Source organism: Streptomyces griseoluteus (assembly GCF_004784465.1).
Lineage (GTDB): Bacteria > Actinomycetota > Actinomycetes > Streptomycetales > Streptomycetaceae > Streptomyces > Streptomyces griseoluteus.
The window spans coordinates 435,442-461,915 of the sequence record NZ_SRRU01000004.1 but is presented as its reverse complement, the minus strand read 5'-3'; the positions used below and the strand labels follow the sequence as shown (position 1 = coordinate 461,915).

Below are 26,474 nucleotides of genomic sequence, written 5' to 3'. Positions count from 1 at the left end.
ACCCCGGCACACCTGTGCGGCATCCTTGTGACAGATCACACTGTTTGGACCGTCCGGGAAAACGGGGAACACGGTCCCCTGGCACGCTGGGGAGGAACATCCCCTGAGCAGCTCGACAAGGAGAGAACTCGTGGACGACGTTCTGCGGCGCAACCCGCTCTTCGCGGCTCTTGACGACGAGCAGTCCGCGGAGCTGCGCGCCTCCATGAGCGAGGTGACCCTCGCCCGTGGCGACTCCCTCTTCCACGAGGGCGACCCCGGCGACCGGCTCTACGTCGTCACCGAGGGCAAGGTCAAGCTGCACCGCACCTCCCCCGACGGGCGGGAGAACATGCTGGCGGTGGTCGGCCCCAGCGAGCTGATCGGTGAGCTGTCGCTGTTCGACCCCGGCCCGCGTACGGCCACCGCGACCGCGCTGACCGAGGTCAAGCTGCTCGGCCTCGGCCACGGCGACCTCCAGCCCTGGCTGAACGTCCGTCCGGAGGTCGCCGGCGCCCTGCTGCGTGCCGTCGCCCGCCGGCTGCGCAAGACCAACGACGCCATGTCCGACCTGGTCTTCTCCGACGTGCCCGGCCGTGTCGCCCGCGCCCTGCTGGACCTCTCGCGCCGCTTCGGCGTGCAGTCCGAGGAGGGCATCCACGTGGTGCACGACCTCACCCAGGAGGAGCTGGCCCAGCTGGTCGGCGCCTCCCGCGAGACCGTCAACAAGGCCCTCGCCGACTTCGCGCAGCGCGGATGGCTCCGCCTGGAGGCCCGCGCGGTGATCCTGCTGGACGTCGAGCGCCTCGCCAAGCGGTCCCGCTGACGCCTGTCCGTAATTGACCTGCACCGCCGCCTCCGGCGGTGCACAGTGTCCGCATGTCCGGACCGCCCGCCCCCCACGGCCTCGACGCCGAGGGGTTCATCGCCCGTGAAGGCTCCCTCGCGCGCGTGCAGGACGCGTTCCGCCCCGCCGTGGCCGCCGCGCGGGACGGGCTGGCGGAGACCTTCGGGGCGCGGCTGCACAGCGGCTACCTCTACGGGTCCGTCCCGCGCGGCACCGCGCGCGTGGGGCGCAGCGACCTGGATCTCCTCATCGCACTGCGCGGCGAGCCCACCGAAGCCGACCGCACCGCCGCGGCGGCCCTCGCCACGGCCCTGGACCGGGAGTTCCCCCAGATCGACGGCGTGGGCCCGCTGCTCTTCGGCGAGGCCCGGCTGCTGAGCGAGGGCGAGCGGTACGACATGGGCTGGTTCCTGGCCTGCCTGTGCACCCCGCTGCTCGGGGACGACCTCGCCGGGCGTCTGCCCCGCTACCGCCCGACTCCCCGCCTCGCCCGTGAGACCAACGGCGACCTGGCCGGTCTGCTCCCGCGCTGGCACGAGCGGATCGCGGGGGCCGCCGACACGGAGGAGGCCCGGCGTCCGCTGGTCCGGTTCATGTCCCGGCACCTGGTGCGCACCGGCTTCACCCTGGTCATGCCCCGCTGGAACGGCTGGACGAGCGACCTGGCCGAGATGGCGGAGGTCTTCGGCGCCTATCACCCCCGCCGGGCCGCCCAGATGCGCGTCGCGGCCCGCTACGGCCGCGAGCCCGTCGGGGACGCCGCGATCCTGCGCGGCTACGTGGACGACCTGGGCCCGTGGCTCGCCGGGGAGTACGCGCGCGTGCACGGCACGAAAGGCGCGGATTCCCCCTAGATGAGCCCGTGCTCCCCCAGGTAGTCCAGCTGGGCCCGTACCGACAGTTCCGCCGCCGGCCACAGCGAGCGGTCGACGTCGGCGTAGACGTGGGCGACGACGGCCTCGGCGGTGCGGTGGCCGTTCTCGACGGCCGTCTCGACCTGGGCGAGGCGGTGGGCCCGATGGGCGAGGTAGAACTCGACGGCGCCCTGGGCGTCCTCCAGGACCGGCCCGTGGCCCGGCAGGACGGTGTGCACGCCGTCGTCCACGGTCAGCGAGCGCAGCCGGCGCAGGGAGGCCAGGTACTCCCCGAGACGCCCGTCCGGATGGGCGACCAGGGTCGTGCCGCGCCCGAGGATGGTGTCGCCGGTGAGGACCGCCTGATCAGCCGGGACATGGAAGCTCAGGGAGTCCGCGGTGTGGCCGGGCGTCGGTATGACGCGCAGCTCGAGCCCGCCGACCGTGACCACGTCCCCGGCGCCCAGCCCCTCGTCCCCGAGCCGCAGCGCCGGGTCGAGCGCGCGCACGCGCGTGCCGGTGATCTCCGCGAACCGGGACGCGCCCTCCGCGTGGTCGGCGTGCCCGTGGGTGAGCAGGGTGAGCGCTATCCGCTTGCCGGCCTTCTCGGCGGTGTCCACGACCTCGCGCAGGTGGCCGTCGTCCAGCGGGCCGGGGTCGATGACCACGGCGAGGTCGGAGTCGGGCTCCGCGACGATCCAGGTGTTGGTGCCGTCCAGCGTCATGGGCGAGGCGTTGGGCGCGAGCACGTTGACGGCGCGCTCGGTGGCCGGGCCCGAGCGGACCGCGTCGCGGGGCTGGCCGGGCAGGGCGGCGGCGTCGGTCATGCCGCCCCTCCCCGCGGGCCCGGAGCGGCCGGGACGTGCTTGGTGAACTCGTCGTGCCCCGGCCAGCTCAGCTCCACCCTGCCGTCCAGCAGCCGGGCCCGCGCGAGCACCGGGGTGAGATCGCGGTCCGGCGCGGCCGCGAGCGCCTCGGCGGCCGTGCCGTAGGGCAGGAGTTGGCGCAGGGTGGCGATGGTGGGCGGCATCATCAGCAGGTCGCCCCTGTCGTACCCGGCGGCGGCCTCGGCGGGCCGGGTCCACACCGTGCGGTCGGCCTCGGTGGACAGGTCGCGGGTGCGCTGGCCCTCGGGCAGGGCGGCGACGAAGAACCAGGTGTCGTAGCGCCGGGACTCGAACTCCGGGGTGATCCACCGGGTCCACGCGCCCAGCAGGTCGGAGCGCAGCACGAGCCCCCGGCGGTCCAGGAACTCCGCGAAGGACAGCTCGTGCGCGACCAGGGCGAGCCGGTCCGCCTCCCAGTCGTCGCCGCTGGTGTCGCCGACGACCGTGTCCGGTCCGGTCCCCGCGAGCAGGACGCCGGCCTCCTCGTAGGTCTCGCGCACGGCCGCGCAGACGATCGCCTGGGCGCCCATCTCATCGGCACCGAGCCGGTCCGCCCACCACGCGCGCGTGGGGCCCGCCCAGCGGACGTGGTGGTCGTCGTCGCGCGGGTCGACACCGCCGCCCGGATACGCGTACGCGCCTCCGGCGAAGGCCATGGAGGCGCGTCTGCGCAGCATGTGGACGGCCGGTCCGGCCGGGGTGTCCTTGAGCAGCAGCACGGTCGCCGCCCGCCGGGGGACGACGGGAGTGATCGTGCCGTCCGCGAGGGCGCGGATGCGGTCGGGCCACTCCGGGGGGTACCACTGACCGTTCGCCATGGGCGGAGGCTATCCCGAACAGGGCAGATGTTCGAGAGGTACCGGACCGGAGCCCGGACGGGCTACGGGAGCAGCTCGACCAGGATCTCGACCTCGACCGGAGCGTCCAGCGGAAGCACCGCGACGCCGACCGCGCTGCGGGCGTGCACGCCCTTGTCGCCGAGGACCTCGCCGAGCAGCTCGCTGGCGCCGTTGAGGACACCGGGCTGGCCGGTGAAGTCGGCGGCGGAGGCGACGAAACCGGTCACCTTCACCACGCGGGCGATCCGGTCCAGGTCGCCCGCGACGGACTTGACGGCGGCCAGCGCGTTCAGCGCGCAGGTCCGGGCCAGGTCCTTGGCCTCCTCGGCCGTGACCTCGGCACCGACCTTGCCGGTGACCGGGAGCTGGCCGTCCACCATCGGGAGCTGGCCCGCGGTGTGGACGTAGTCCCCGGAGCGCACGGCGGGCTGGTAGGCGGCCAGCGGGGGCACGACCTCCGGCAACGTCAGGCCGAGGTCGGCGAGCCGGGCCTCGACCGCGCTCACGCCTGCTTCTCGCGCTTCAGGTAGGCGACGAGCTGCTCGGCGTTGGGCCCGGGCACCACCTGGACGAGCTCCCAGCCGTCCTCGCCCCAGTTGTCCAGGATCTGCTTCGTGGCGTGGACGAGCAGCGGCACAGTTGAGTATTCCCACTTGGTCATAGGCCGACTGTAGTCGCTGTTATCCACAGCCTCCCGCGTGAGTGTCGCCCGGACTGGTTAGGCTCGAAGACGTGAGCAGGCTCCAGGTCGTCAGCGGCAAGGGCGGGACCGGAAAGACGACGGTCGCCGCCGCTCTAGCGCTGGCTCTCGCCGGCGAGGGGAAGCGGACGCTTCTCGTCGAGGTCGAGGGCCGGCAAGGCATCGCGCAGCTCTTCGGGACCGAGGCGCTGCCCTACGAGGAGCGGAAGATCGCCACCGCTCCCGGCGGAGGTGAGGTGTATGCCCTCGCCATCGACGCCGAACAGGCGCTTCTGGACTACCTCCAGATGTTCTACAAACTCGGCAGCGCTGGCCGCGCGCTGAGAAAACTCGGCGCCATAGACTTCGCCACCACCATCGCCCCCGGCCTGCGGGACGTCCTGCTGACCGGCAAGGCGTGCGAGGCGGTGCGCCGCAAGGACAAGAAGGGCGAGTTCCTCTACGACCACGTCGTGATGGACGCTCCCCCCACCGGCCGCATCACCCGCTTCCTCAATGTCAACGACGAGATGGCCGGCCTCGCAAAGATCGGCCCGATACACACTCAGGCGCAGGCCGTGATGCGGGTGCTGAAGTCCCCGGAGACGGCCGTGCACCTCGTCACGCTGCTGGAGGAGATGCCGGTCCAGGAGACCGCCGACGGCATCGCCGAACTGCGCGCGGCGGGGCTGCCGGTGGGGCGCGTCATCGTGAACATGGTCCGCCCCGAGGTGCTGGACGCGGCCGAGCTGGACCTGGTCCGTACCGTCCCGCACACCGCCGTCGCCCGCGCGCTGTCCTCGGCGGGCCTGGGCGGGGGGCAGCGCGGCGGGCACGCCGAGCGGCTGGTCGACCCGCTGCTGGCGCAGGCCGCCGAGTACGCCGAGCGGCACACCCTGGAGCAGGAGCAGCGCGCGGTCCTCGGCGAGCTGGACCTGCCGGTGGACCAGCTGCCGCTGCTCGCCGAGGACATGGACCTGACGGGCTTGTACGAACTGGCCCTCGAGTTGCGGAAGCAGGGGTTGTCATGAGCCAGGAGCCGCAGACCGCCGCGGACCCCGACGCGCGCTCCGGCCGGTCCCCCGCGCCGACCCTGCACGTGGACGCGCTGCTGGACGATCCGGCGACCCGGATCGTGGTGTGCTGCGGCTCCGGCGGCGTCGGCAAGACGACCACGGCCGCCGCGCTCGCCCTGAGGGCCGCCGAGCGCGGCCGCAAGGTGGTCGTCCTCACCATCGACCCGGCCAAGCGGCTGGCCCAGTCGATGGGCATCGACTCCCTCGACAACGTGCCGCGCCGGGTCAAGGGCACCGAGGACCGCCGGGAGGAGGCCCCCGGCGAGAGCGCCGAGCCCGGCGAACTGCACGCCATGATGCTCGACATGAAGCGCACCTTCGACGAGGTCGTGGAGACGCACGCGGACCCCGAGCGGGCGGCCCAGATCCTGGCGAACCCCTTCTACCAGACGGTCTCCGGCGGCTTCGCGGGCACGCAGGAGTACATGGCGATGGAGAAGCTCGGCCAGCTCCGCGCCAAGGACGAGTGGGACCTGATCGTCGTCGACACCCCGCCCTCGCGCAACGCGCTGGACTTCCTGGACGCGCCCAAGCGGCTCGGCTCGTTCCTGGACAGCAAGCTGATCCGGGTGCTGACCGCGCCGGCCAAGCTGGGCGGCCGCGCGGGGATGGCGTTCCTGAACGTGGGGATGTCGATGATGACCGGCACCCTGGGCAAGCTGCTGGGCGGGCAGCTCCTGAAGGACGCGCAGACGTTCGTCTCCGCCATGGACACCACCTTCGGTGGCTTCCGCACCCGCGCGGACGCCACTTTCAAGCTGCTGCAGGCGCCGGGGACGGCCTTCCTGGTGGTGGCGGCGCCCGAGCGGGACGCGCTGCGCGAGGCGGCGTACTTCGTGGAGCGGCTGGCGGCCGAGAAGATGCCGCTGGTCGGCCTGGTGCTCAACCGGGTCCACGGCAGCGGCGCCACCCGGCTGTCGGCCGAGCGGGCGCTCGCCGCCGCGGAAAATCTTGCGGAGCCCGGCATTGTGGATCAGGCGGACGGGAATGCTGACGTTCGTAACTCCCCCGAAACAGACGGAAGTTCAGATTCCGGCCCAGAGGATGCCGCCGCGGACCCGGACCGGCCCGTGGACGAGCTGACCGCGGGTCTGCTGCGCCTGCACGCCGAACGCATGCGCCTGCTGGCGCGCGAACAGCGCACGCGGGACCGTTTCATCAGCCACCACCCCGAGGTGGCCATCGTGGAAGTACCCGCGCTCCCCGGCGACGTCCACGACCTCACGGGCCTGCGCGACATCGGTGACCGCCTCGCGGCAGGGCACACGGAACTGTCCTAGCGGCTCCGGGCACGCGCGGACACGCTCCTGTGCGGCGCGTCCGTGCGGGCCGTCGGTGCCGCCGGTCTATGCCGGAGGCGAGCTGTCAGCTGACGGCCGCGTAGTTCTCGTAGACCTCGTCGTCGTCGAGGGGCACGATTCCCGTGCCGCGCTCGTACTCCGAGCGGGCGGTCTCCAGCAGCCGCCGCCAGGAGCTCACGGTGGGCCGGCGGCGCAGCAGCGCCCGGCGCTCGCGCTCCGTCATGCCTCCCCACACGCCGAACTCGACGCGGTTGTCCAGCGCGTCGGCCAGGCACTCCGTGCGCACCGGACATCCGGTGCACACCGCCTTGGCCCTGTTCTGCGCTGCTCCCTGCACGAACAGTTCATCCGGATCGGTAGTGCGGCAGGCGGCCTGCGCACTCCAGTCGGTAACCCAGCCCATACCGGCGCCGTCCTCTCCCGAATCGAGGCTCCCCCACGGCGGCAGCGGCATATTCACCGCCGCCAGTTGAGGACGTTACGGAAGGCACGGACAGCGCAACACCCCCTTCGGGCCCAATCTTGAATGGCCCGAACGGACTATGGGTAAGCGGCAGATCACCCGGAGGAGTGAGCGGGCGACATGCGTGATCATCCCGGCAAAGCGGGACGGTTGTGGTGCGGCACATGGGGCGCCGGGTGACACATGAGGCGGTTTCGGACACGTCCCCGTCAGGAAGTCGGGGCTCTCCGGAGCGATTCGGGGTCGCCGGACGTATTGCTACCTGGCCGCGCCGCTGTGACAGTTGAATGCAGCTTAGGCCAACGCCTGTGCGTGTGTCCGGCGAATGACAACCTGAGCCCCCGCTTCGCCGCGCCGTAACGCCGTCATGCCGTCCCGCCACCCGACCGGACGTCACGATCCTGCACCCGAACCGCCCGAGGGGCCGTCGCTCCCCCGGAACGCTTATCACCACGGATTAGGCTGCCTCCATGCCAAAGAAGCGCTCGGGCGGTGGTCTGTCGGCCACGCAGCAGGCCGCCAAGTTCCTCGGTGTCAGCGTGCTCGCGGGGGCGGTGACGGCGGGGATCGCCCTGCCGGCCGCGGGGGCGCTGGGCCTTGCCGCGAAGGGCTCGGTGCAGGGCTTCGACGAGATCCCGGCCAACCTCAAGAGTCCCCAGCTCAGCCAGCGGACGACCATACTGGACAGCCAGGGCAACCAGATGGCCACCGTCTACTCCCGTGACCGCACGGTGGTGGAGCTGAAGGACATCTCGCCGTACATGCAGAAGTCCATCGTCGCCATCGAGGACTCGCGCTTCTACCAGCACGGCGCGATCGACCTCAAGGGCGTGCTGCGCGCGCTGAACAAGAACGCGCAGAGCGGGGGCGTGGCCCAGGGCGCGTCCACCCTCACCCAGCAGCTCGTGAAGAACTACTTCATCGAGGAGGCCGGCGACGACCCGACCAAGGTCGCCCAGGCCACCCAGCAGACCCTCGGCCGCAAGGTCCGCGAGCTGAAGTACGCGATCCAGATCGAGGAGAAGCTCGGCAAGAAGAAGATCCTGGAGAACTACCTCAACATCACCTTCTTCGGCGAGCAGGCGTACGGCGTCGAGGCCGCGGCCCAGCGCTACTTCTCCAAGCACGCCAAGGACCTCAACCTCCAGGAGTCCGCCCTGCTGGCGGGCATCGTTCAGTCCCCGAGCCGCTACGACCCGGTCAACGACGAGGCCGAGGCCACCAAGCGGCGCAACACCGTGCTCCAGCGCATGGCCGATCTGGGCGACATCTCCCGGGCCGAGGCCGACCGGGCCGGCAAGCAGCCGCTGGGCCTGCACGTCAGCCGCCCCAAGAACGGCTGCATCACCGCGACCCGCAACTCCGCCTTCTTCTGCAAGTACGTCGAGAACGTCTTCCTCACCGACCCGGTCTTCGGGAAGTCCCGCGAGGAGCGCGCGAAGCTCTGGAACAAGGGCGGTCTGAGGATCCGTACGACGCTGGACCCGCAGGCGCAGAAGTCGGTGCAGGACTCGCTCAAGGACCACGTCTACAAGTCGGACTCGGTCGCCGCGGCCGCGACCCTGGTGCAGCCGGGGACCGGCAAGGTGCTGGCGATGGGCCAGTCGAAGCCGTTCGGCTACGGCAAGGACGAGACGGAGTACAACTTCTCGGTCGACCGGGACCTGGGCGGCTCCAACTTCGGCTTCCCGACGGGTTCGACGTTCAAGCCGTTCGTGGCGGCGGCCGCGATCGAGGGCGGCAAGCCGCCGACGCAGGCGTACTCGGCTCCGTACAAGATGGCGTACCCGGGCCCGGTGCAGCGGTGCGGCTCGACGCCGTACCGGAACACCAAGAACGAGACGGTGGAGAACGAGAACGAGTCCGAGAAGGGCCCGTACCGCATGAAGGAGGCGATGGCCAAGTCGGTCAACACCTACTTCGTACAGCTCATCTCCGACATCGGGCTGTGCCCGGTGGCCAAGATGGCCGACAAGCTGCACGTGGTGCAGGGCGACGGCTCCAAGCTGCCGCAGGAGCCGTCCATCGCGCTCGGCTCCATCGGCCTCTCCCCGCTGACCATGGCCAACGCGTACGCCACCTTCGCCTCGCGCGGCACGTACTGCACCCCGGTCGCCATCGAGTCGATCACCGAGAAGTCCGGTGACGAGGAGAAGTCGCTGCCGGTGCCGAAGTCCACGTGCACGCGGGCGATGAGCGAGAAGACGGCGGACACGGTCAACACCCTGCTCCGGGACGTGATCGACTCCGGTACCGGCCAGGAGGCGGGTCTGAACGACCGGGACAGCGCGGGCAAGACCGGTACGACGGACGAGCGTAAGAACGCCTGGTTCGTCGGCTACACCCCGAACATGTCCGGCGCGGTCTGGGTCGGCAGCGCCCGGCAGAACGTGAAGATGGTCGGCATCACCATCGGCGGGGCGTACCACGACCTGGTCTTCGGCGGTGGCGTGCCGGGTCCGATCTGGCGGGACGCGATGTCCGGCGCCCTGGCGGGCAAGGACGCGCCCGACTTCAACACGATCGACATCCCCGACGACGAGGACAAGGGCGACGGGGACAACGACCGGGGTGACGACCGGGGTGACGGCAACGGCGGTCATCAGGGGACGCCCGGCGGGGGCCTGATCGGCGGGCTCTTCGGCGGGCTGACCGGCGGGAACGGCGGCCGTCCCGGCACCGGGCAGCCGAAGCCGGCCAAGCCGGGGCTGGTGCAGGGGAACGCGAACGGCGGACGCCGGAACTGAGTCCGGTACGACAGGGGGGCCGCACCCATTCGAAGGTGCGGCCCCACTGTCATGTCCTGCTTAGCCCTGGAGCTGCTGCTTCACGATCGCGGCGACGCGGCCGCCGTCGGCCTGGCCGGCCACCTTGGGGTTCACGATCTTCATGACGGCACCCATGGCGCGTGGTCCCTCGGCGCCGCCCGCCTTGGCCTCCTCGACGGCCTGGGCCACGATCGTGGTCAGCTCGTCGTCGGAGAGCTGCTTGGGCAGGTAGGTGGCGAGCAGCTCGCCCTCCGCCTTCTCCCGCTCGGCCTGCTCGGGGCGGCCACCCTGGGCGAAGGCGTCGGCGGCCTCGCGGCGCTTCTTCGCCTCCTTGGTGATCACCTTGAGGACCTCGTCGTCGGACAGCTCGCGCTTCTCCTTGCCCGCGACCTCCTCCTTGGTGATCGCGGCGAGGGTCAGCCGGAGCGTCGCGGAGCGCAGCTCGTCGCGCTCGCGGATCGCGGCGTTGAGGTCGTCGTGGAGCTTCGACTTGAGCGTGGTGGTCATGGAACGATTGTCGCAGGTGCGGCTGGCCGAACGCCCCTTGATTAAGGGGACACCAGCTCTTGGCACCGTGGCGGGGTCTGACACGATGGGCGTATGCGCGCGCGATACGGAGTACCCCTGGGAATCATGGCGGCCGGGGCCGCCGGAGTGGCGTACGCGGCGGGCTTCGAGGTCCGCTCCTTCCGCCTCCGACGAGTGACCGTGCCGGTCCTCCCGCCGGGCATGCGCCCGCTGCGGATGCTCCAGGTCTCCGACATCCACATGGTGGGCGGGCAGCGCAAGAAGCAGCGGTGGCTCCAGTCGCTGGCCGGGCTGCGCCCCGACTTCGTGATCAACACCGGCGACAACCTCTCGGACCCCGAGGGTGTCCCCGAGACGCTGGACGCGCTGGGCCCGCTGATGGAGTTCCCGGGCGCGTACGTCTTCGGCTCCAACGACTACTACGGCCCCAAACTCCGCAACCCCGCGCGGTACTTGCTGGAGAAGGCGAGCGGGAAGCACGGCCTGAACGGCAACGCCCCCGCGGTCGGCGTGGTCCACAACCCCTGGGAGGACCTCAGGGACGGCTTCGACACCGCGGGCTGGCTGAACCTGACCAACCAGCGGGGCGTGCTGAAGGTCGAGGGCGTCTCCATCGAGCTGACCGGCCTGGACGACCCGCACATCAAGCGCGACCGCTACGCCCGCGTGGCCGGCGGCCCCTCCGGGGGCCACGACTTCTCGATGGGCGTCGTGCACGCGCCGTACCTGCGCACGCTGGACGCCTTCACGGCGGACGGCTACCCGCTGATCCTCGCCGGGCACACCCACGGCGGCCAGCTCTGCGTCCCCTTCTACGGCGCGCTGGTCACCAACTGCGACCTGGACACCGACCGGGTGAAGGGGCTGTCCACCCACACGGCGGAGGGCAACACCTCCTACCTGCACGTGTCGGCGGGCTGCGGTACGAACCGGTACACCCCGATCCGCTTCGCCTGCCCGCCGGAGGCGACGCTGCTGACGCTGGTGGAGCGGGTGTAACCCTGGTTGGGCGGGGGTCGTCCTCGTTGAACGGGGGTGGCCCTCGTTGAGCGGCTGTAACCCGACCGGAGTGCCCTGAATGGTCGCATTTCGCCCTCCTGCCTAGCGTGAGGGCATGACCGCACCGATACCGCCCCTGCCCAGGGAGATCCCGGATCTGCCCGCGATCCCCTGGGAGAGCACGCCCGTACTGAAGCCGTCGATCGTGCCGGTGACGGCGGTGGTGGCGCCGGTCCGGCGCCCCCTGGTGGCCGTGTACCGCCTCCTGACCGCGCTGCTGGCGGGGGCGGGGGTGGCCCTGGAGATCCACCTCGCCGGCCCGGCCCGCGCGCTGAGCTACTTCAGCGTGCAGAGCACGGTGCTGCTGGCGGTGGTCATGCTGGTGTCGGCCTCGCGCTCCTGGCGCCCCCGCCGCGCCCTGCCGGCCGCGCTGACGGGGGCGGTGCTGCTATACGTGGTGATCGGGGCGGTGGTGTACCACGTACTGCTGGCCCATACGACGCCGCCGTTCACCATGACGGGGGCTACGACGCCGCCGGCGCGGTGGCACGGGCAGTGGGCGGCGCTCCAGGTGCTGCACACACTGGTGCCGTTGGCGGCGGTGCTGGACTGGCTGCTGCTGACGCCGGCGTCACGGATGCATCTGCGGCAGGCGGCGGGCTGGCTGCTGTTCCCCCTGGCATACCTGATCTTCCTGCTGACCCGGGCCCGCTCCCTCTACCCCTTCCTCGACGTCACGGCCCACGGCTACCGCCACACCCTGGCCAACGCCCTCCTGCTGGGCCTGGCGATCTACGCCTCCGCGGTGGTCATGATCACCCTGGACCACGCCCGCCCCTCCCCGGTCCGCCGCCGCGTCTAACCGGATTTCGTCTGAGGCCCCCGGTGGGCTAAAGTAAACGACGTCGCCGCGACAGCAGCGACATCGGGGTGTAGCGCAGCTTGGCAGCGCGCTTCGTTCGGGACGAAGAGGTCGTGGGTTCAAATCCCGCCACCCCGACAGCCGTAACAGCAGCTCAGGCCGGTACTGGATTCAGTACCGGCCTGAGCTGTTTCTGCCTGCGTGTCCATCTGCGTGACTACCGCTTCCCGCGTGCCTACAGCCGCCGTCCCTGCGTGCCGAAGATGCCGTCCATGACCACGGCGCCGGTCCGGATCACGGGCCCGCAAACATCGTCGCCTCAGCCGCGCTGGGCAAGATCGTCCACGAGGTCCCCGTCCGCCGGTGAGCGCGTCCCATCCCGGTCCGGGACCTGCGGCGATGCAACGGTTCCTGAACCGCTGGTACCCGATTGGGCTCACGGAATCACACCAGAGATACGTCCGAAATGCCAGCCATGGGAGCTGTCGGTACGTTCATCGCAGGTCGGTTGCCAGGCCGACGTCCGTCCGACAGAAAGAAGTAACATGCCTCCGCATATTTACGCTGTGGTTGGCACCGGAATAGGCGCGACCGCCCTTGCAGCCGCCGGCATCATCTACGCCCCGACCGTCGGATCCACCCCGGCCTCCCAGGCTGTCCATCGAGTTGCCCGACCTGCGCACCAAGCGGCCCTGCCTGTGCACCGCGCCGCTCCAGTCGCGGCTCCCTCAGGCGACAGGAGCGCGAGCGGCGAGAGGAACAAGGGCCACGACGAGGGCGGACGCGACTACGGTCACAAGGAAGACGGAAGGATCTACTTCAACGAACGTACGTACTCCGCCTCCGCCGACGGCTGCATCACTGCGGCCAGCTCCAACAGCTTCTACATTTTCAATGACAGCCGGCAGACCGTCGCGGTCTTCCGAGGCTTCTCCTGTGCCGGTTCTCCGGTCGCCATCGTGGGCCCCCACGACGAGACCTCTGGCACTGTGCCCCGTACCGACCCCGTTGGCATGTTCGGTGGCGATGTCGCCATGTTCGGTGACGATGGTGTGGTGGCCAGCTTCAGGGTGATCAACGACCACGACGAGTGGTGACAACGGCGCCCGGCGCAGAGAAAGACCCTGGCCCACCTGACATCCACAGCTGACTGGTGTCGCGGGTTCGATTCCTGCCAGGGCACAGGCCGAAGGGCCAGCGGAGGAGGTTTGCCTCCCAGGCTGGCCCTTCGTCGCGTCCGGGGCCTGGCCATACGCGTGGCACTACGACTGCTCGAAGCCCTCCTCGGACGATGGCAGAGAGCCCCCACCAGGCCCAGTGCCGCACCCGGCCGAGTGCGGCTGTCATCCTCCTTGGATGGCAAGCAGTCAGCTATCGGCAGGTTGGACCCTGTAGGAGATCCGCAGGGTCTCCGGCGACCAGGAGGCCAGTCCCAAGGGTGCACCGCCCATGCCTACAGAGCTACGGATCACAAGCTCCACGTGCCACACCCGTGCCAGATCGTACGGGGAAGCGTGGGGAATGGCGGGGAATCACTTCGCCGGCCAGCCCGGCTCTGTCGCCGCTCCACCGCAGGTCATCCCAGCAAGGCGGCTACCGGTACCAGTCGCCACCACCCGCGAGCGAACGGTGCAGGTAGTCCTCCAACTCGCGCGCAGCCCAGAGCCGACTGTCGTCCTCGTGGTCCCAAACGAAGATGTCCGGACGCTCAGGCGCTAGCACGAAGGCAAACTGATCGCCCCCACCGTTGTCGCCGAAGAACAGCAGCGGATCGAAGGGCATGTACAGGCCCGGGAACGTATCGGGGGACCAGAACAACAGGTTCTGCTCCACAATCCGATCCAAGGACCACACGACGTCAGTCCCGTACGCGCCGACCACCCCGTTGGTCTCCATCAGCAGAGCAGTCAGCTGCGCCGGCAAGCCTCTGCCAAGGCGCCGCTCTGCCTCGGCCAGAGCAGTCGCGTCAACGGGTGCGCGGAACTCGACCTCGGGCAGGGCTTCGGCAGCGGCTTCTTTCCACATGGGCGCAGCCTAGGTTGAAGGACTGACTACCCCGACGGCAGGCGCTGTACAGCAGCGCACCGCAACCACAGCAACCGGAAGGCCTGCCAGGCCGTTCCGGTATGCCTCGGACACCGCTGCTTGGAGTTCCGTGGCCGTGAGGTCGGTGGGCTCGGCCAGTTCGGGGTCCACCTCGTAGTCCTCCAGGAGCAGGAAGACGCGGTCGAAGAGTTCTTCCAGTGGGCCCCGGATTCGTTCGCCATTCGACTCGGTGGTTCGGCGGGTCTGCCACCAGGCGTGGGCGAAGGCGGGGGCTGGGAGGGTGCCGTGGGTGAACTCCTCGAGTAGGTGCAGGTGGTGGGCTGTGGCGGTGTCCGGGGGAACTTCCGCGGGGTGGGACCAGGCGTGGTGGGTGGGGGCGTATGCAGCCGCCACCGCGAGGAGGTCGGGGTGGCGGGCCGCCTGCCTGCGGGCGTAGCGGGTGAAGCGGGCTCGGGCTGCGTCGATGCCCTCCGGGACGGCCGCCGTCATGAAGGGCTTGGTGCCGGCCAGCAGGACATGGCCGGGGACCGGGAAGAGCAGCGCGGCGTGGCGATCGGGGGTCCAGAGGAGGGTCGGCGGGCGGGTGGCCGCATCGGCGGGGATGGCGCGGGTGGTCACGACTGGGTCCACGCCTAACGGGGCGTACCGGAGGTGAGTCGCGCCGGTCGAGCGACACCCGGCCGTCACCCGGTTCGCCAGGGTCACGTCCAGGCGATCGCCGACGGCGAGCGGGGTCACCGGCTTTCCGCTCAGCCAGGCAGGCGACAGGTTTCCGTCCGGGGTGAGCAGTACAGCTAGATCCTGTATTTGCCGTTCCATCAGGGATTCCTCACTGGAAGAGGAGCCGGTCCCGCACTGAAACACGAGGGGAGATATCAATTTCCATGACACCGGCACACTCGCCCACAGAGAAGTCGATCTGCGCACCGACAGTCGAGGAAGTGGACGTGAAGGCGAGCCGCGTGGCGCCCTCGCGGTAGACATCCATCAGCGAATCACCGTCGTTGTTCGACCAGAGCACTCTGACCGATCGGGTAACGGCTTCATAGGAGAGCACAAGGACGCCATCATCAGAGTGCCAGGTCAGTACACGCGCTCCATTTTCTTGAATCTCCGGCCATTCACCGATGGTGTCGAAAATCTCGTCATCACCTGGAATCAGAAACTCGCTGTACACCGCTGAACCTACTCCCTGTTCGCTACATCATCTCGCACGATTAGTGGAAACGACTGCCCGTCCCACGGAAGATGACACTACTGAATCTAGCGGTTCCGTCCGGCATGAGTTGCCACGACGTTTCAGCTTCCAGCGCGCCGCCCGGCCCTTGAAGCACTGAGCGAGTGATCCCGAAGTCCCCCCATTGATCGGTCCAGGTTCGCTCAAAAGGTTGCTTGGCTGCTGCGGTGAGATGGTCGTTGACATACTCCCGCATTTCCGGCGTGTCGCGGATTCCGATGCGACGCAACTGGTCTGCGTTCTGTCGAGCCCGCGCAGTGTTGTGATCGTTGGGTTTGATGTCCTTGTCAAATATGTAATCGAGTTTTCGAGGCGGCACATCCGCTGCACGATCTTCCCCAGGCGTGCAACCCGCGAGACCCAACGGGTCTGCCCAGGTGTGGGGATTGTGTACATATGCATCCGGATTAGGTGCCGGCGCCAACCCCAGCGGGTCCGGACTCAGGTACCGCGCCGTCTCCGGGTCGTAGTGCCGGAAGTAGTTGTAATGCAGCCCCGTCTCGGGGTCGAAGTACTGGCCCGGAAAGCGCAGCGGCGTGTACGCCGTGCTGTTCGCCGACCAGGCCGTCGTGCCCCACAGGGTGCTTCGGGTGCGCCATGCCGTTTCGCCCGCCTCGTCGACCAGTTCCGTCGGGGTGCCGATCAGGTCGGTGACGATGGCGTAGAAGCGGGAGTCGATGTCCGCTTCGGACGTGGTGGAAGTGATGCGTTCAGACTGGGTGACCGGGTGGAGGCCCTGGTGGTTCCAGGTGAGGGTCACCGGGTGGGGCAACTCGGCGGAGGACGTGGTCTGTTCGCAGAGAGTCGTGCCGTCCCAGGTGAACACCACGCGCTCCACCACCGCCTCGCCCTCCATGCGGAGCTTCGCCGTGCGGCGGCCCAGGGGGTCGTAGGTGTAGTGCCAGCGGGTGCCGTCCGGGGTGGTGACCGCGGTGAGGCGGTCCTCGGTGTCCCACTCGTAGCGCCAGGTGTCGGGGCGCCGGGAGAGGCGGGTCTTCTGGCGGAGGACCGTGCGGCCGAGGGCGTCGTGTTCGTAGCGGATGCCGCCAGCCCGGGTGATGCGCGTGCCGGTGTAGGCGCGCGGGCCCGTCGCCTCGCCGCCCGGGTGGGTCGAGGGCCAGCTCGCCTCGGTCTGGTTGCCCGTCTCGTCGTACGCGTACCGCTCCGTCCAGCCGGCCGCGTGGACCGCCGTGACCCGGCCGGTGGCGTCCAGGTCGAAGGTGCGGGAGAACAGGTCGTCGACGATGCGGGTGACGTTGCCGTCCGCGCGGTACTCGTACGCGCGGTGGCGGAGGAGGCCGCCGCGCGCCGTCCGTACCGACTGGGCCTTGAGGCGGCCCAGCACGTCGAAGGTGTGCTCCAGGGAGAGTGACTCGCCTATGTGGCGGCCGACTTCGCGGCCCGCCGCGTCGTAGGTGAAGTCGATGCTGTGGCCGGAGGCGACCATGCCGGTGCGGCGGCCCGCCGGGTCGTAGGACCAGGTGGTCGTGGCCCCGGCGGGGGTGGTGCGGCCGGTGCGCCGGCCGAGGGCGTCGTGCGTGTACGTCGTCGTGCGGCCGTCGACCGTCTCCGAGACCGTGCGGCCGTAGCGGTCGCGCAGGATGCGGAGGGTGCTGCCGTCCGGGCCGACCGCCTCGGCCAGTTGGTCGGTGAGGTCGAAGGCGTACGTGGTCACCGCGCCCGCCGCGTCCTTGCGGACGGTGCGGCCCAGCTCGTCCCGCTCGAAGGCGATGGTCTCGCCGAGCGCGTTGGTGCGGGCGGTGAGGCGGCTCGCGGGGTCGTAGGCGTACGTGAGGGTGCGGTCGTCGAAGTCCGTCTCCGCCGCGAGGCGTCCCGCCGGGTCGTACGTGTAACTCCACCTCAGACCCTGCGGGTTGGTGACCTCCGTCAGCCTCAGCTCGGTGTCGTACGTGAAGGCGTGCCGTACGCCGTCCGGGCCGGTGCGGGCCGTCAGCAGGTCGAAGTGGGTGTACTCGAAGCGGGACACCGCGCCGAGGGCGTCGGTGTGGGTGGTGCGGTTGCCCTCGCCGTCGTACGTCCACGACTCAGCTGTGCCGTCCGGCGCCGTACGGCGGGCCAGGTGGCCCTCCACCGTCCACTCCAGGCGGGTCACCGCACCCGTCGGGTCGGTGATCGCGACCGGGCGGCCGAAGGCGTCGCGCTCGTAGGAGGTGGTCGCGCCCAGCGGGTCGGTGACCCGCAGCGGGAGGCCGGCGCGGTCGGTGGCGATGACGGTGGCGTGTCCGAGCGGGTCGGTGACGGAGATCAGGTGGCCGGCTCCGTCGTACGCCAGGTGCGTGGTCTGGCCCGCCGCGTCGGTGATGGAGGTGAGGTTGCCGCGGTCGTCGTAGGTCTGGCGGACGGTGGTGCCGTCGGGGCGGGTCACCTTCACCGGGAGGCCGCGCGCGCCGTACTCGGCGCGGGCCTCGCGGCCGTCGGGACGGATCACCTTCACCGGGTTGCCGTCGGCGTCGCGGTGGAACTCCGTGGTGTGGCCCAGGGGGTCGGTCACCGACAGGAGGCGGTTGCGGCGGTCGCGCTGGTAGCGGGTGGTGGCGCCGAGCGGGTCGGTCTCGGCGACGACCTGGCAGTGGCGGTTGACGCGGTAGTGGCTGGTGTGACCGAGGGAGTCGGTGATGGCGGTGACGGAGTCGCCGGTGGCCGGGTCCGGGTCGCCGTAGACGAAGGTGGAGCGCAGGTGGCCCTCGGCGCCGGACTGGTGGACGCAGCGGTCCTGGTCGTCGTAGCCGTAGGTGAAGTGGCTGTCGTTGGTGTCGGTCCAGGAGGTGATGCGGGCCGACTCGTCGTAGGTGAAGCGGGTGGGGCGGCCGGAGGAGTTGGTGACCTCGGTGAGGTGGCCGCCGGTGTGGCCGTAGCGGATCAGCTCCTGGTCGGCGCCCGTGAGGCGGAGGGCGGTGACGCGGCCCTCCGCGGTGGATATCCCCAGGTGGTAGCCGCCGCTGTGGACGAGCGCGCTTGGCGCGCCGTCGGCGTCGTACTCGAAGGTGATCCAGTTGCCGTTGCGGTCGTCGAGCTGCTCCAGGACCGCGAGGGTGTCGGAGCGGTCGGCGAAGTGCCGCGTGTGCCCCGACTCCGGGTCGGTGAGGGTGTAGCCGCCCTCCACCCGGTCCAGCGGCCACCGCGGGCCGTGCGAGGGCAGGGTGGGCACGCCGGGCGCGGGGTGGGGGTAGGCCAGGACGAGGCCGTCCTCGCCGACGAACACCACGCCCTCGGTGTCCGTCTCCAGCCGCTGGTCCAGCGTGGAGGACCAGGACGGTCCGAACCAGCCGCCGAGCCGGTACGACGACTCGAACTGCCGCTTGACCAGCAGCGGAAGGACGCCCGGCAGGGCCACGTCGGTCTGCGGCAGCACCATGCGGCCGGTGGCGACGTCGACGGGGTCCTTCTCGCAGATCTTCTCGCCCGGGCGCCGGGCCACGTCGTTCGCGTCCTTCTCGATCACGTTCCGGGCGGTACGGCGGATGCCCTGGCTCGCGGCCTCCTCCGCGCCCTCCTTCACGGCGAGCCGGAGCCCGCCCCGTGCCAGCCCCGCGCCCTTGGTACCGATCAGCTCCGGGATCAGGCGGCCGACGAACTCGGACGGATCCTTCTTCAGACCGTCGATCGTGGCCTGGACGACCCGTTCGGGATGCGTGGCCGTCGACACCAGGCCGGACAGCGTCATGCTGACGTTCTGGAGGTACGCCGCCGGGTGCGTCAGGTTGTACGGGTCCGTCGGGTTGAGGCCGCGGGCGAAGTTGACCAGGCCGGCCGTGCCCTTGAGGGCGCCGCCGACCACATGGGTCAGTTCGGTGTTGGCGGCCTGGTAGCCGTCGGTGAAGTCGTGGCCGAGGCGTTCCAGGGGCGGGGGTTCGGCGGGGGCGTGGGCGAGAGCGGCCTTGATCTTCCCCTGGGCCTCGGCGGCGGCGGTGTTGCGCTGCTTGCGGGCCTCGTTCAGCTTGGCCGCGGCGGCGTCGCGGTCGGACTTGCCCGCCTGCATGTCCTGCTTCGGCTCAGCGCCGGGGTCCTCGCCCGCGCGGGCTTTCGCGTTGTAGGCGTCGGCCTTCTTCTGGTATTCGTCCGCCGCGTCGTCGAACGCCTTCGTGCCTTTCTTGTACAGCTCGACGGCCTCCGCCGCCTGTTTCTGCGCCCAGGTGACCGTGTCGGCGTACCGTTCCAGCGCGGCCGCCGCCGCACCGCAGGCCTCGGCCGCGTGGGCCCACTTGGTGGGGTGGACGCCGAACTTCTCGCGGAAGGCGTCGCCGCCCTCGCCCTTCCAGCCCGCCGAGTCGATCTTCTTCAGGCCCGAGCCGACCTTGTCGAACGCCCCGTGGAAGTCCTTCAGGTGCTTGGCGCTCTCGCGGATCTTCTCCGGCTTGCCGTGCACGAGTTCGTCGGCCTGCTCGGTCTGGCCGAGCTGCTGCTCGCCCGGCATCGCGCCCAGGTCGGAGGCGACTTCGTCGCCCCAGTCCTCCACGCCGTCGGCCCAGTCGTGCAGGCCGACGCGGTCCATCGCGCCGCCAAGCTTGTCCGTGCCGGAGTCGACCAGCTCGCCGGCCTTCTTCTTGCCCTTGTCGTACAGGTCCTCGGCGCCGCCCAGCAACGAGTTGGTGATGTCCCCCAGCCCCATCAGCCCTCACCGCCCTGCTGCTCGGCCGCCTTCGCGCGGGCTTCCGGGGACGGGCCGAAGGTGTCGTCGAGGAACTGGTCGTACTCCTTGTCCGACATGCCCACCGCGCCGTGCAGGTTCTCCGGCGTGACGGGGACCGTGCCGATCAGGGGCGCGGTCATCGCGTCCCGGCCGGCGTCCTTCCAGCCCTGCTTGCTGTTCTCCCACGCCTGCTCGAACGACTCCTGGGAGTAGTCCACCGTCCGGCCGGACTTGGCGATGTCCCCCCAGCCCATCTTCTCCACGTCCTCCTCGGAGGCGTACGGGTTGCCCACCGCCGAGTTCGCGACGACCTTCACGCTGCCCTTGAGGTACTGCTCGGTCTCGTAGTACGTGCCCGCCGAGAGGTTGGTCTTCTGCGCGAAGGCGTTGCCCTCCGCGATCAGGGCGCGTACGCCCCATTCCCAGCGTTCGCAGAACGTCTTCAGCTCGCCGGTGAGGCCCTCGTGGCCCAACTCCAGCCCCGACAGGGCGATTCCGGAGAAGCCGCGGCCCGCGCCGGCCTGGCCGGCCATGCCCAGCTCGCCCAGTTCGCCCAGCGCCTCCGTCAGGCCCTTGGCGATCTCCTCCAGGCCCTGCGCCTGGAGATCCATCCCGCCCTCGCCGCTCATACCGCACCCCCGTGCCGCGCCTCGTCGTCCAGGTCCACCGCCGCGCCGTCCGGCACGATGCCCGCCACCGGCGGGAACACCACTCCGTCCGAACCGTCCGCGCAGTCCAGCGCCACCCCGCACGGCACGCCCGCGGCGGGCACGGCCACGTCCAACAGGCGAGCGCCCAGCACGCGTTGATACGTCCACTCCCGAGCCGACTCCCCCCGCGCGGTGGCGTACCGGGCGAGCGCCTGCTCGTCGGAGAAGGCCAGGATGAAGCGGATGCCGTTGAAGTCGGCGGTCAGCAGCGCCTGTTCGCCGCCCGGATCACCGCCCCGCGGCACGAGAACGGGAGTACGGCGGAACTCCCCCAACAGCCCGGCGAACTCCCGTTTCCGGGCCGCCGCTTCAGCCGCCTGCGCGGGCCCGATGCCCGAACTCGTTATCCGGTCCCCGTTCTCAGACATGCCGCCATCATCACGACTGCGACGAGAGCGAACAAGTTCATACCCGTCACACCCTTGTCACACGCGGGATGCGGCGATCGCCGGGAACCGTGCCCGGCGGGACGTCAGGGCCCGCGCCACGGTCGACGCGCGGCGCGGGTGCCTTCCCCGACGCACCCGCGAGGAAGGCGGTCCGCGGCGCGCCCTTGCCAGTACCGGCGTGGAACCACTCCGCTCGACCCGGCTCGGTCACCTCTCGTTGGGCCGACCGAGCCGGGCCGGGCGGGTTCGGCCCAAGGCTTCCGTAGCGCCCGACCGCGGGTGACGTAGGGTCAGGAACTGTGTCCCTGCGTGACGCAGCCGCCCCGGCGATGATTGCCCGGCGTGAGGAGTGCGGATGAACGGCTGGGCCGTCGTGGCCGCCGGGTGTGTGGTCGTCGGTTACGCGATGCTCTCGCGGCGGCTGTCGACCACGGTGCTCTCGGGACCGTTGGTGTTCATGCTCGTGGGTGTGGCGATCGGCCCGCTGGGCCTGGATGTGCTGGACCGTGCGAAGGACCCCGAGGTCACCCGGACGCTGCTGGAGAGTGCGCTGGTGCTCCTGCTGTTCGCGGACGCGGCCGCGATCAGGGTCCGGGACCTGCGCCGGGAGGAGTTCCTGCCGCTGCGGCTGCTCGTGGTGGGACTGCCGGCCACGATGGCTCTGGGGTGGCTGGCGGCCTGGCCCCTGCTGCCCGGCCTGGGTGTGTGGGAGCTGGCCCTCGCCGCCGTCATCCTCGCGCCGACGGACGCCGCGCTCGGGCAGCAGGCTTTCTCCAACGAGCGGGTGCCGCCGCTGATCCGCGGCGGCCTGTCCGTGGAGTCCGGTCTGAACGACGGTCTGGCGCTTCCGTTCTTCGTGCTGGCACTCGCGGCGGCCGGTGAGGGCCACGGTCATCCGGGCGTGGCCGAGACGTTCCTGCGGGCGCTGCTACTGAGCAGCGCGATCGGCATCGCGGCCGGCTGGGCCGGGGCGGGTCTGCTGCGCTGGTCGCTGAGCAGGGGGTGGAGCACCTCCGACTGGCGGCAGTTGATGGTCCTCGCCGTTCCGGCCGTCGCCTACGCGCTGTGCCTCATGGGCGAGGGAAGCGGCTTCATCGGTTCCTGGGCCGCCGGCCTGGCCTTCGGCGTCCACCTGCGGCGTGCACCCGCCGGTCCGGACCTGTGTCCCGAGGACTCCGATCCCGTGCACAGCACGACGTTCACCGAACGACTCGGCCTCCTGCTCGCCTCGCTGAGCTTCCTCGTCTTCGGCGCCGTCATCCTCGGACCGACGCTCCAGCACCTGACGTGGCGGATGGTCGCCTACGCGGTGCTCAGCCTCACCGTCGTCCGGATGCTGCCGGTCGCTCTCGCGCTGATCGGCACCGGGCTGCGCGCCACCTCCGTGGCATACATCGGCTGGTTCGGTCCGCGCGGGCTCGCCTCCCTCGTGTTCGGCCTGCTCGCGTCCGAGGAACACCTGCCCGGGGGAACCCTGGTGAGCGGGGTCGTCGCCGTGACCGTCGGCCTGAGCGTCATCCTCCACGGAGCCTCTGCCCCCTTCCTGGGGAACCGCTACGGCGCATGGTTCACCCGAACACTGCGCAGGGAGACGAACCTGCGGGAGAACGCACTCGCACCCGACGACACGCCGCGCTGACGGGCTGGGTCGTCCGGGCGCGAACATCACTCCTGGGCGTAGGCCCTCAGCGCCGCCAGGTGGACGGTCCGGGCGACCGCTTCGACGGTGGTCTCGGGGGCGGTGACGTGTACGGCGACTCCGTCCCCGGCCGCCGTGAGGGTGACGTCCGCCGTGATCTCGGTGCCGAAGCCGTACAGGGTGAGGGCGCTCAGGCCGGTGAACGCCAGCTCGGTCTGCACGGTGTCGAAGCCCTGCGCCGCCCATTTCCGGGGCGGGTCGGCGGGGTACGGCAGGTCGAGGCGGAGCGTGAGGGCGGGCCCGTCCTCGTGGAGGGTGACCTGCCGGAGGCGTACGGCGGTGAGGGGTGGGGGCTCGGCGCCGTAAACCGCCCTCAGGCCCTGGGGGTTGACGAGGTGGGTGGGCCAGGCCTCAGGGGGCACGGGGGCATCTCCTGCGAGGGGGTCGGCGGGCATCGTACGAGACGACATCAAGCCCAGATCGCCTCTGCGCACGCCGTGCCCGCGAAAGCCGCTCCCAGGCCCGCCACCACGCTTGCCACCACGTTGGCCACCGCCAAGAAGCGGGCGCCGTCCTCGGTGAGGCGGAGAGTCTCGTAGGAGAAGGTGGAGTACGTGGTGAGGGCGCCGCACAGGCCGGTGCCTATGAGGAGTTGGGTGTGGGAGGAGGCGGCGCCCGCCGCGACCGCGCCGGTCAGGAGGCCGAGGATGAAGCAGCCGAGGACGTTGACCGTGAAGGTGCCCCAGGGGAAGACGGCGTCGTGGCGTTTCTGGACGGCGCGGTCGGTGAGGTAGCGCAGCGGGGCTCCGGCCATGCCGCCGATGATCACGAGGAGCCAGTTCACGCTTTCTTCTCCTTGCCCGAGTGACGCCGGGAGTGGCGGCCCGAGCGGCTGCCGGCGTAGCGGATGACCTCGCAGTCGTCCAGGATCACCAGCCCCGACTCCACCAGCTCGTCCAGCTGCGGCAGGAACGCCCGTACCCGCTCCGGGGTGTCGACGATGACGATCGCCACCGGCAGTTCCTCGTTCAGGGAGAGCAGCCGGGCGGTGTGGATCAGGGAGGACGCGCCGAAACCCTCGATGCCCCGGAACACGCTGGCACCCGCGAGACCGGCCGCGTGCGCGCGGTGCACGATCTCGCTGTAGAGCGGCTTGTGGCGGTAGGTGTCGTGCTCGCCGATGAAGACCGTCACGCGGAGGGCGTCGCCGGTCAGGCGTGTCGTGGTCATCGCTGCCTCCGGGCCAGGACGCGGCGCGTGAGCGCGACCGCGAGTCCGACCGAACCGAGGGCCGCGAACAGGGTCGCGGCCAGATAGGCGAGGGCGGTGCGCGCCTCACCGGCGTTCACCAGCCGCTCGATCTCGACGGCGTACGTGGAGAACGTGGTGAAGCCCCCCAGCACCCCCGTCCCGAAGAACGGCCGGACCAGCCGGTGCGCCGTCCACACCTCGCTGATCAGCACCATGAAGACGCCGATGACCGCGCAGCCGGTCACGTTGACCAGCAGGGTGGTCCAGGGGAAGCCGGGGTTCGCCACGGGCCACAGCAGCGACGCCGCGTACCGGGCCGTCGCCCCGATCGCGCCGCCGGCCGCGACCACCGCCACGACCGGGCCCTGACCGCGCCACGCCTCCTGCCACTGGGCGGGAGAGCGCAGGTCGAGGTCCGGGTCGACGGGTTCGTTCGTCGTGGGTCGTGTCATGGGCGTACGTCTCCTACTCGCCGGGGCCCGCGCAGGCGGGCGCGCTCCATCGCAAGTAGGGACTGTTGGCGGCACCGATGCCGCGGTTCGGGTACGGCGAGCCCCACCGCCGCGCCGCACGGGTGAGGCGCGGCCGGTCACCAGGGTATCGCGGGGCAGCGCGGTGGTCGCGCCTACGACGGGGTCAGCGGGAGGTCGTCCGTGTACGCGTTGACCGGCTGGGCGATGGGGTGGACCTCCCGGACGTCGAGCGCGGCCTCGGCGGTCTTGGTGCCGAGCCGGCCCGCGGGGTGCCAGGTGCCGGTGACCGCGAGCCAGGTGTTGGCGGGCGGGGCGTCGGAGCCGTGGACGCGGACCTTGACGGTCTGGGAGTCGGCGGCGCAGCAGGTGAAGATGATCCGGGTCAGGTACCAGCCGCCGCCTGCCCCGGCCGGGGTGACGAAACCGGTGAGCTGGACCTGCCTGCCCCTGATCGCCAGCGTGGGGTCCTGCTGGACTCGCTGGGTGAAGCCGGTGAGGGTCAGGGGGAGCGGGGAGGTCGCGGGGAGGGCGGGGAAACGCTCCTTCGGGCTGGTGGCGACCGGTTTCCCGTTGGAGTGGGCCGCCGTGTACGCGCCGAGGGCGGGCGGGGCGTAGAGGAGGAGGCTGAGGGCGGGGAGGGCGAGGAGCCAGGCGACCTTGGGGGCGGTGGAGTGGTCGTGGCCGTGCGAGTGGGCTTCGTGGTGGTCGTGCCCCTCTTGGGGCTCCCGGTTTCCGCGCAGGTCGAGGCAGGCGTTCACCGCGCCGAGGAGCAGCAGGGCGACGCCGGACGCGATCAGGGCGGGGCGCAGGCCCTCCTTGACGTAGCGCAGGTAGAGGTCGGTGAAGAGGGCCGTGTGCAGCAGGCCGGCGCCGATGAGGGCGAGCAGGGCGGTCTGGGCGAGGCGTCTCACAGCAGCGCGCCTCCGATCAGGGCGCTGGCGGCGACGGCGACGACCGTGGTCGCGGCGGAGAACCGTACGGCGAAGGCGCGGCCGAAGGTGCCCGCCTGAAGGGCGATCAGTTTCAGGTCCACCATGGGGCCGACCACCATGAAGGCGAGCCGGGCTGTGGGGGAGAAGCCTGTGAGTGACGCCGCCACAAAGGCGTCCGCCTCCGAGCAGACCGCGAGCAGGACGGCGAGCCCGGCGAGGAACAGTACGGAGAGCCAGGGCGAGCCGGAGAAGGCGTCCAGCACGCTGCGCGGTACGGCGACGTTGAAGGTGGCCGCCGCCATCGCGCCGAGCACCAGGAAGCCACCGGCGTGCAGGAAGTCGTGCTGGAAGCCCTGGCGGAACTCGGCCCAGCGGCTGTGTCCGTGCTGGTGGCCGGTGTGCCGTACGGCCGGGCGCAGCCACTTCTCCTTGCCGAAGCAGAGCCACAGCCAGCCCATCACGGCGGCGGTGGCCAGCGAGGCGACCAGCCGGGCGGCGACCATCGCGGGGTTGCCGGGGAAGGCGACCGCCGTGGCGGTGAGCACGATCGGGTTGATCGCGGGCGCGGACAGCAGGAAGGCGAAGGCGGCGGCCGGGGTGACACCCCGCCGGATCAGGCTGTTGGCTACCGGTACGGACGCGCACTCGCACCCCGGCAGCACCGCGCCCGCGACCCCCGCGACCGGTACGGCGAGCGCGGACCGCTTGGGCAGCACGCGGGTGAACAGGTCGGCCGGGACGAACGCGTTGATCGCGCCGGACAGCACGGTGCCGAGGATCAGGAACGGCAGCGCCTGCACGGTGATCGCCAGGCAGACCGTGCGCCACGCCTGTACGGCGGGCCGGTCGAGCACGCCGGCGCGGGCGAGCAGCAGCACCGTGATCCCGACGGCCGCGGCGGCGGTGAGGGCGAGCAGGGGGCGTACGGGGCTGGGGCGGGCCGGTGGAGCGGTGGGGGTGACGACCGTCGCCGCCCTGTCGACCACTCCCACCAGCTCATCCGTTTTTCCCATTTTCACTCCGGATGTCGGTGTTTGGCCGACGATAAGCGAGGGGCGTGCACG

General features: G+C 70.8%; 27 protein-coding genes and 1 tRNA gene. 10 read left to right on the top strand and 18 right to left on the bottom strand.

Going from position 1 to position 26,474, the window contains the following annotated elements; translation table 11 throughout:
* Positions 1–130: 130 nt before the first annotated feature.
* Positions 131–805, top strand: coding sequence for a Crp/Fnr family transcriptional regulator (locus E5082_RS14095; protein ID WP_030811441.1), 675 nt, complete (start codon positions 131–133; stop codon positions 803–805).
* Positions 806–858: 53 nt separating this feature from the next.
* Positions 859–1,680, top strand: a complete 822-nt coding sequence (locus E5082_RS14090) for a nucleotidyltransferase domain-containing protein (protein WP_135791569.1) — start codon at positions 859–861, stop codon at positions 1,678–1,680.
* On the opposite strand, the gene E5082_RS14085 is transcribed toward E5082_RS14090, so the two are convergent.
* The 4 genes from E5082_RS14085 to sp36 all read right to left on the bottom strand — a co-directional run bounded on the left by E5082_RS14085 (position 1,677) and on the right by sp36 (position 4,067).
* Positions 1,677–2,507, bottom strand: a complete 831-nt coding sequence (locus E5082_RS14085) for an MBL fold metallo-hydrolase (protein ID WP_135791568.1) — start codon at positions 2,505–2,507, stop codon at positions 1,677–1,679. The genes E5082_RS14090 and E5082_RS14085 overlap by 4 nt on opposite strands.
* Entirely contained in the window at positions 2,504–3,385 is an 882-nt protein-coding gene (locus E5082_RS14080) for an NUDIX hydrolase (RefSeq protein ID WP_135791567.1), read from the bottom strand. The genes E5082_RS14085 and E5082_RS14080 overlap by 4 nt, the downstream gene beginning before the upstream one ends.
* Before the next feature lie 62 nt (positions 3,386–3,447).
* Positions 3,448–3,912, bottom strand: a complete 465-nt coding sequence (locus E5082_RS14075; RefSeq protein ID WP_135791566.1) for a RidA family protein — start codon at positions 3,910–3,912, stop codon at positions 3,448–3,450.
* The gene (sp36, locus tag E5082_RS14070) at positions 3,909–4,067 is read right to left on the bottom strand and encodes a Sp36 family protein (protein ID WP_086694324.1); all 159 of its coding nucleotides are present in this window, start codon (positions 4,065–4,067) and stop codon (positions 3,909–3,911) included. The genes E5082_RS14075 and sp36 overlap by 4 nt, the downstream gene beginning before the upstream one ends.
* A 71-nt stretch (positions 4,068–4,138) precedes the next feature.
* Here sp36 and bagA point away from each other — a divergent pair, with 71 nt between their 5' ends.
* Entirely contained in the window at positions 4,139–5,116 is a 978-nt protein-coding gene (bagA, locus tag E5082_RS14065) for an ATPase BagA (protein ID WP_135791565.1), read from the top strand.
* Positions 5,113–6,441, top strand: a complete 1,329-nt coding sequence (gene bagB / locus E5082_RS14060) for an ATPase BagB (RefSeq protein ID WP_135791564.1) — start codon at positions 5,113–5,115, stop codon at positions 6,439–6,441. The genes bagA and bagB overlap by 4 nt, the downstream gene beginning before the upstream one ends.
* A gap of 85 nt (positions 6,442–6,526) precedes the next feature.
* Here the strand turns inward: bagB and wblA are convergent, their stop codons facing one another.
* Complete coding sequence (wblA, locus tag E5082_RS14055) at positions 6,527–6,865, bottom strand: transcriptional regulator WblA (RefSeq protein WP_030811461.1); 339 nt, start codon at positions 6,863–6,865, stop codon at positions 6,527–6,529.
* Between the two features lie 530 nt (positions 6,866–7,395).
* On the opposite strand from wblA, the gene E5082_RS14045 reads away from it, so the two are divergent.
* A complete protein-coding gene (locus tag E5082_RS14045) occupies positions 7,396–9,672 on the top strand; it encodes a transglycosylase domain-containing protein (protein ID WP_135791563.1) in 2,277 nt (758 codons plus the stop codon).
* A 60-nt stretch (positions 9,673–9,732) separates the two neighbouring features.
* Here E5082_RS14045 and E5082_RS14040 read toward each other — a convergent pair whose 3' ends face one another.
* Positions 9,733–10,200, bottom strand: a complete 468-nt coding sequence (locus E5082_RS14040; protein ID WP_030811466.1) for a GatB/YqeY domain-containing protein — start codon at positions 10,198–10,200, stop codon at positions 9,733–9,735.
* A gap of 93 nt (positions 10,201–10,293) precedes the next feature.
* On the opposite strand from E5082_RS14040, the gene E5082_RS14035 reads away from it, so the two are divergent.
* The 4 genes from E5082_RS14035 (at position 10,294) to E5082_RS14020 (ending at position 13,179) form a co-directional block, all read left to right on the top strand.
* Complete coding sequence (locus tag E5082_RS14035; RefSeq protein ID WP_135791562.1) at positions 10,294–11,220, top strand: metallophosphoesterase; 927 nt, start codon at positions 10,294–10,296, stop codon at positions 11,218–11,220.
* A gap of 115 nt (positions 11,221–11,335) precedes the next feature.
* Complete coding sequence (locus E5082_RS14030) at positions 11,336–12,082, top strand: Pr6Pr family membrane protein (RefSeq protein WP_135791561.1); 747 nt, start codon at positions 11,336–11,338, stop codon at positions 12,080–12,082.
* A 64-nt stretch (positions 12,083–12,146) separates the two neighbouring features.
* A tRNA-Pro gene (locus E5082_RS14025) sits at positions 12,147–12,220 on the top strand.
* Between the two features lie 407 nt (positions 12,221–12,627).
* On the top strand, positions 12,628–13,179 hold the full coding sequence (locus E5082_RS14020; protein ID WP_135791560.1) for a hypothetical protein: 552 nt from the start codon (positions 12,628–12,630) through the stop codon (positions 13,177–13,179).
* Positions 13,180–13,675: 496 nt separating this feature from the next.
* Here the strand turns inward: E5082_RS14020 and E5082_RS14015 are convergent, their stop codons facing one another.
* From E5082_RS14015 to E5082_RS13990, 6 genes are all read right to left on the bottom strand, one after another.
* Entirely contained in the window at positions 13,676–14,107 is a 432-nt protein-coding gene (locus E5082_RS14015) for an SMI1/KNR4 family protein (RefSeq protein WP_135791559.1), read from the bottom strand.
* 9 nt (positions 14,108–14,116) lie between these two features.
* Positions 14,117–14,746, bottom strand: a complete 630-nt coding sequence (locus E5082_RS14010; protein WP_167514054.1) for a colicin immunity domain-containing protein — start codon at positions 14,744–14,746, stop codon at positions 14,117–14,119.
* A 211-nt stretch (positions 14,747–14,957) separates the two neighbouring features.
* Entirely contained in the window at positions 14,958–15,305 is a 348-nt protein-coding gene (locus tag E5082_RS14005; protein ID WP_135791557.1) for a hypothetical protein, read from the bottom strand.
* Positions 15,306–15,345: 40 nt separating this feature from the next.
* A complete protein-coding gene (locus E5082_RS14000; RefSeq protein ID WP_135791556.1) occupies positions 15,346–19,995 on the bottom strand; it encodes a putative T7SS-secreted protein in 4,650 nt (1,549 codons plus the stop codon).
* Positions 19,995–20,645 carry a hypothetical protein gene (locus tag E5082_RS13995; protein WP_135791555.1) on the bottom strand — a complete coding sequence of 217 codons (651 nt, stop codon included), beginning with the start codon at positions 20,643–20,645 and terminating at the stop codon, positions 19,995–19,997. The genes E5082_RS14000 and E5082_RS13995 overlap by 1 nt, the downstream gene beginning before the upstream one ends.
* Positions 20,642–21,094 carry a hypothetical protein gene (locus E5082_RS13990; protein ID WP_229918830.1) on the bottom strand — a complete coding sequence of 151 codons (453 nt, stop codon included), beginning with the start codon at positions 21,092–21,094 and terminating at the stop codon, positions 20,642–20,644. The genes E5082_RS13995 and E5082_RS13990 overlap by 4 nt, the downstream gene beginning before the upstream one ends.
* Before the next feature lie 376 nt (positions 21,095–21,470).
* Here E5082_RS13990 and E5082_RS13985 point away from each other — a divergent pair, with 376 nt between their 5' ends.
* The gene (locus E5082_RS13985) at positions 21,471–22,754 is read left to right on the top strand and encodes a cation:proton antiporter (protein WP_135791554.1); all 1,284 of its coding nucleotides are present in this window, start codon (positions 21,471–21,473) and stop codon (positions 22,752–22,754) included.
* Positions 22,755–22,780: 26 nt separating this feature from the next.
* Here the strand turns inward: E5082_RS13985 and E5082_RS13980 are convergent, their stop codons facing one another.
* The 6 genes from E5082_RS13980 to E5082_RS13955 form a co-directional block, all read right to left on the bottom strand.
* Positions 22,781–23,176 carry an Imm50 family immunity protein gene (locus E5082_RS13980; RefSeq protein WP_167514053.1) on the bottom strand — a complete coding sequence of 132 codons (396 nt, stop codon included), beginning with the start codon at positions 23,174–23,176 and terminating at the stop codon, positions 22,781–22,783.
* 47 nt (positions 23,177–23,223) lie between these two features.
* Positions 23,224–23,598, bottom strand: coding sequence for a fluoride efflux transporter CrcB (gene crcB, locus E5082_RS13975; protein ID WP_135791552.1), 375 nt, complete (start codon positions 23,596–23,598; stop codon positions 23,224–23,226).
* Positions 23,595–23,984, bottom strand: coding sequence for a DUF190 domain-containing protein (locus E5082_RS13970; RefSeq protein WP_135791551.1), 390 nt, complete (start codon positions 23,982–23,984; stop codon positions 23,595–23,597). Before E5082_RS13970 ends, crcB begins: the two co-directional genes overlap by 4 nt.
* On the bottom strand, positions 23,981–24,457 hold the full coding sequence (locus tag E5082_RS13965; protein ID WP_135791550.1) for a fluoride efflux transporter FluC: 477 nt from the start codon (positions 24,455–24,457) through the stop codon (positions 23,981–23,983). The genes E5082_RS13970 and E5082_RS13965 overlap by 4 nt, the downstream gene beginning before the upstream one ends.
* 173 nt (positions 24,458–24,630) lie before the next feature.
* Positions 24,631–25,389, bottom strand: coding sequence for a TIGR03943 family putative permease subunit (locus tag E5082_RS13960; protein WP_135791549.1), 759 nt, complete (start codon positions 25,387–25,389; stop codon positions 24,631–24,633).
* Positions 25,386–26,423, bottom strand: a complete 1,038-nt coding sequence (locus tag E5082_RS13955) for a permease (RefSeq protein WP_229918829.1) — start codon at positions 26,421–26,423, stop codon at positions 25,386–25,388. The genes E5082_RS13960 and E5082_RS13955 overlap by 4 nt, the downstream gene beginning before the upstream one ends.
* Positions 26,424–26,474: the final 51 nt, after the last annotated feature.

Excerpts from the sequence above, each read along its gene's own strand:
- E5082_RS14090 (WP_135791569.1), top strand. The coding sequence starts at position 859 with ATGTCCGGACCGCCCGCCCCCCACGGCCTCGACGCCGAGGGGTTCATC.
- E5082_RS14085 (WP_135791568.1), bottom strand. The coding sequence starts at position 2,507 with ATGACCGACGCCGCCGCCCTGCCCGGCCAGCCCCGCGACGCGGTCCGC.
- E5082_RS14080 (WP_135791567.1), bottom strand. The coding sequence starts at position 3,385 with ATGGCGAACGGTCAGTGGTACCCCCCGGAGTGGCCCGACCGCATCCGC.
- sp36 (WP_086694324.1), bottom strand. The coding sequence starts at position 4,067 with ATGACCAAGTGGGAATACTCAACTGTGCCGCTGCTCGTCCACGCCACG.
- bagB (WP_135791564.1), top strand. The coding sequence starts at position 5,113 with ATGAGCCAGGAGCCGCAGACCGCCGCGGACCCCGACGCGCGCTCCGGC.
- wblA (WP_030811461.1), bottom strand. The coding sequence starts at position 6,865 with ATGGGCTGGGTTACCGACTGGAGTGCGCAGGCCGCCTGCCGCACTACC.
- E5082_RS14045 (WP_135791563.1), top strand. The coding sequence starts at position 7,396 with ATGCCAAAGAAGCGCTCGGGCGGTGGTCTGTCGGCCACGCAGCAGGCC.
- E5082_RS14040 (WP_030811466.1), bottom strand. The coding sequence starts at position 10,200 with ATGACCACCACGCTCAAGTCGAAGCTCCACGACGACCTCAACGCCGCG.
- E5082_RS14035 (WP_135791562.1), top strand. The coding sequence starts at position 10,294 with ATGCGCGCGCGATACGGAGTACCCCTGGGAATCATGGCGGCCGGGGCC.
- E5082_RS14030 (WP_135791561.1), top strand. The coding sequence starts at position 11,336 with ATGACCGCACCGATACCGCCCCTGCCCAGGGAGATCCCGGATCTGCCC.
- E5082_RS14020 (WP_135791560.1), top strand. The coding sequence starts at position 12,628 with ATGCCTCCGCATATTTACGCTGTGGTTGGCACCGGAATAGGCGCGACC.
- E5082_RS14015 (WP_135791559.1), bottom strand. The coding sequence starts at position 14,107 with ATGTGGAAAGAAGCCGCTGCCGAAGCCCTGCCCGAGGTCGAGTTCCGC.
- E5082_RS14000 (WP_135791556.1), bottom strand. The coding sequence starts at position 19,995 with ATGGGGCTGGGGGACATCACCAACTCGTTGCTGGGCGGCGCCGAGGAC.
- E5082_RS13995 (WP_135791555.1), bottom strand. The coding sequence starts at position 20,645 with ATGAGCGGCGAGGGCGGGATGGATCTCCAGGCGCAGGGCCTGGAGGAG.
- E5082_RS13990 (WP_229918830.1), bottom strand. The coding sequence starts at position 21,094 with ATGTCTGAGAACGGGGACCGGATAACGAGTTCGGGCATCGGGCCCGCG.
- E5082_RS13985 (WP_135791554.1), top strand. The coding sequence starts at position 21,471 with ATGAACGGCTGGGCCGTCGTGGCCGCCGGGTGTGTGGTCGTCGGTTAC.
- E5082_RS13970 (WP_135791551.1), bottom strand. The coding sequence starts at position 23,984 with ATGACCACGACACGCCTGACCGGCGACGCCCTCCGCGTGACGGTCTTC.
- E5082_RS13965 (WP_135791550.1), bottom strand. The coding sequence starts at position 24,457 with ATGACACGACCCACGACGAACGAACCCGTCGACCCGGACCTCGACCTG.
- E5082_RS13955 (WP_229918829.1), bottom strand. The coding sequence starts at position 26,423 with ATGGGAAAAACGGATGAGCTGGTGGGAGTGGTCGACAGGGCGGCGACG.